We start from the raw sequence: 2,862 nt of genomic DNA, 5'->3' as shown, positions 1-2,862 counted from the left end.
CCTCGCCGATCATCTCCACAAGCGCCCCGGCGCGCTCTCGGGCGGGCAGCGCCAGCGCGTCGCGCTGGCCCGCACCCTGATGGAGGACCGCCCCCTCGTGCTGCTCGACGAACCCTTCTCGGCGCTCGATGCCCGCACCCGCGCCGAGATGCAGGAGCTCGCCGCCGGACTGCTGGCAGGGCGCACCGTGCTCATGGTCACCCACGACCCGGCCGAGGCCGCACGGCTGGGCCACCGCATCTACCTGATGTCCGGCCCCACGCTCGAAGAGGTCGCGCCGCCCGACACGCCCGTGCCGCGCCCGGTGGACGATCCCGCCACGCTCACCGCGCAGGGCCGGCTCTTCACCCGGCTGAGGCAACCGGCATGACGGCCCGCCGCCTCGCCACCCTCGCCGCGTCGACGGCGCTCGCCCTCGGGCTCTGGCAGGCGCTCGTCACGCTTGCCGGGCTGCCCCCCTTCATCCTGCCCGGCCCGCTCCGGGTGGCCGAGGCGCTCTGGTCCAGCCGCGCGCTCATCGCCGAACACGCGGTCATCACCATCGCCGAGGTCCTCATCGGCCTCGCCCTCGGCGCGCTCCTCGGCGGGGCCACGGCGATCGCGCTTGCGCTCTCGGACGTCGCGCGGCGGCTGGTGCGGCCGATGCTGGTGTTCAGCCAGGCGATCCCGGTCTTCGCGCTGGCGCCGATCCTCACGCTCTGGCTGGGCTACGGGCTCTGGTCAAAGATCGCGATGGCGCTGCTCATCATCTACTTCCCGGTCACCTCGGCCTTCTTCGACGCGCTGATGCGCACCCCGCCGGGCTGGCTCGACATGGCGCGCGTGATGGGCGCGCGCCCGGGCCGCGTGATGTGGCACATACGCGTGCCGGCCGCCCTGCCCGGCTTTGCCTCCGGGCTGCGCCTCGCGGCGGTCTACGCGCCGATCGGCGCCATCATCGGCGAATGGGTGGGCGCGTCGCGGGGGCTGGGCTACCTGATGCTGCTGGCCAACGGCCGGGCCAAGATCGACCTGATGTTCGCCGCGCTGATCGTGCTGGCCATTTTCACCCTCGCGCTGCACGCGGGCGTGGACCGCGCGTCGCACCGCTGGCTCGACCGTTTCGGCGCCACGGCCGACCAGGACGGCTGATCCGCGCGCGCGGCGTCTTCTCGGTCCAAATACCCTCGCCGAAGGCGTCCGGCGGCGCCGGCCCGTGCCCGGCGCGGCCGATTGCGCACCTGCCGCGCCAAGGCGTGTCACCGGGACCCGTTACAGGTGATCGACCACCTGCAGATGCTGTGCCAGGCGGTCAACCTCGCCCAACAGCCGCTCGACCAGCACGGGATCATGAGGCGCGGGGGTGACGCCGGCCGGGATCTCGTGGTTCAGCACCGCCTCCACGACAAGCGACAGCGGGATCGACACGAGCCGGGCCATCGCCGTGCCCCGCGCGTCGCCCCACGCGTCCATCACGTAGGTCTTGTGCCAGACGGGCCGGCCCGCACGCTCGGCCTTGAGCGACACGCACATGATCACGCGGTCGGGCTCACCCGCCTCGTAGGCGTTCTCGGCCCAGAAACGGTCCGACATCTCCTTCAGCCGCGCCTCGCCCTCAGGGCCCTCCAGCGTCTCGATCTCGGCAAAGACATCCTCCCACGCCTCGGCCCAGCCATCGAGGCGCAGCGTGCCGCGCACGAATTCCCTGACGCGCCACTCCGGATCGAACCGGTAATCCGCCATGAAGGGGATCGAGTCGCGGTTGGGATACACCTCGAAGGTCTCCGGCTCCGGCAATGGCGCGGTATAGCTCGACAGCGCGTTCCACGGCCGGTCCACGTTCAGCTCGGCATGATCGCGGATCGAGCGCGAGGGCGAGCGCAGCGCCTTCAGAACCCCCAGCGGCGACCAGCTGAACTTGTAGCGGAAGGGGTTGGGGTGCTTGGGCACGCCCCCGCAATAGGACGTGAAGGAAATGTCGTTATCGGCCGCGCAGGCGTCGGACGCGCGGTACTCGGCCACGAGGTGATGCGCCATAAGGTGGTCGATGCCGGGGTCCAGCCCCACCTCGTTGACGCAGCACACGCCCGCCGCGCGGGCCCGCGCGTCCAGCTCGCGCATCTCCGGCGCGATGTAGGAGGACGAGACGAAATGCGCCCCTTTGCCGATGCACATCTCGGCCACCGGCACGTGCCAGTCCCCCGGCAGCATCGACACCACGACATCGCCCTTTTCGACCGCGGCCGCCAGCGTGTCCATCTCGAAGGCCCGGATCCGGTCGGTCAGGTCGCCCACGGCCGCCTCGGCCTTGTCCGGCGTCCGGTTCCAAACGGTGACGTCGTGCCCCGCCTCGATCAGCCGTCGCAGGCCGGGAACCGCCGACAGGCCCGTGCCGCACCAATGAATCGTCATGTCTCACACCCCTTTCATGATCTCGTTGAATGTCGCTTCGGCCCGCGCCCAGACCCCGGCATCGAGCCGGTCGAGCCCGGCCAGCGCGGGCAGCAGCTGCGCGGCGTAATCCTCCGAGGATTCCCGCGGCAGCAGTGACGGTAGGTTGTCGATCGCCATCACGTCCAGCGGCGGCGCGTCGTGCACCCGCACCACCGGCGCGTCCCAGCTCGTGGCGGTCTCGTAGACGGGCACCGGGTTGTAATCGCTGTCCGGGTCGCAGGCCACGTCGCCGATCACGCCCAGCCGCCGCGGCGCCGTCAGGGCCTCGCGCGGCACGAAGACCGGCGTGCCGGGCCGCGCGAAGATGCAATTGAGGAAGATGTCATGCTCCAGGATCGCCGGAAAGGGGCCGCCCTGCGCCGTCTCGGCCATGTCCCAGCGCGTGGTCTCCACGCCCATCGCCTCGCACAGCCAGCCCTTGGGCACGAG

General features: G+C 71.2%; 3 protein-coding genes and 1 pseudogene. 2 read left to right on the top strand and 2 right to left on the bottom strand.

The features are described 5' to 3' along the window. Both ACH107_RS31745 and ACH107_RS31740 read left to right on the top strand, forming a co-directional pair. On the top strand, nucleotides 1-370 hold a 370-nt coding region (locus ACH107_RS31745; RefSeq protein WP_412509625.1), incomplete at its 5' end, for an ATP-binding cassette domain-containing protein. Continuing rightward, the gene (locus ACH107_RS31740) at nucleotides 367-1,131 is read left to right on the top strand and encodes an ABC transporter permease (RefSeq protein ID WP_412509624.1); all 765 of its coding nucleotides are present in this window, start codon (nucleotides 367-369) and stop codon (nucleotides 1,129-1,131) included. The genes ACH107_RS31745 and ACH107_RS31740, both read left to right, overlap by 4 nt. 120 nt (nucleotides 1,132-1,251) lie before the next feature. Here the strand turns inward: ACH107_RS31740 and ACH107_RS31735 are convergent, their stop codons facing one another. Then, entirely contained in the window at nucleotides 1,252-2,391 is a 1,140-nt protein-coding gene (locus ACH107_RS31735; RefSeq protein ID WP_412509623.1) for a saccharopine dehydrogenase family protein, read from the bottom strand. Nucleotides 2,392-2,394: 3 nt separating this feature from the next. Beyond that, nucleotides 2,395-2,862: pseudogene (locus ACH107_RS31730) on the bottom strand (saccharopine dehydrogenase); the annotation flags it as partial.

This window comes from Roseovarius halophilus (ex Wu et al. 2025) (genome assembly GCF_047086965.1).
This window is presented reverse-complemented; position numbering and strand designations above follow the sequence as displayed.

Coding starts and splice junctions, on each gene's coding strand:
- ACH107_RS31740 (WP_412509624.1), top strand. CDS start 367: ATGACGGCCCGCCGCCTCGCCACCCTCGCCGCGTCGACGGCGCTCGCC.
- ACH107_RS31735 (WP_412509623.1), bottom strand. CDS start 2,391: ATGACGATTCATTGGTGCGGCACGGGCCTGTCGGCGGTTCCCGGCCTG.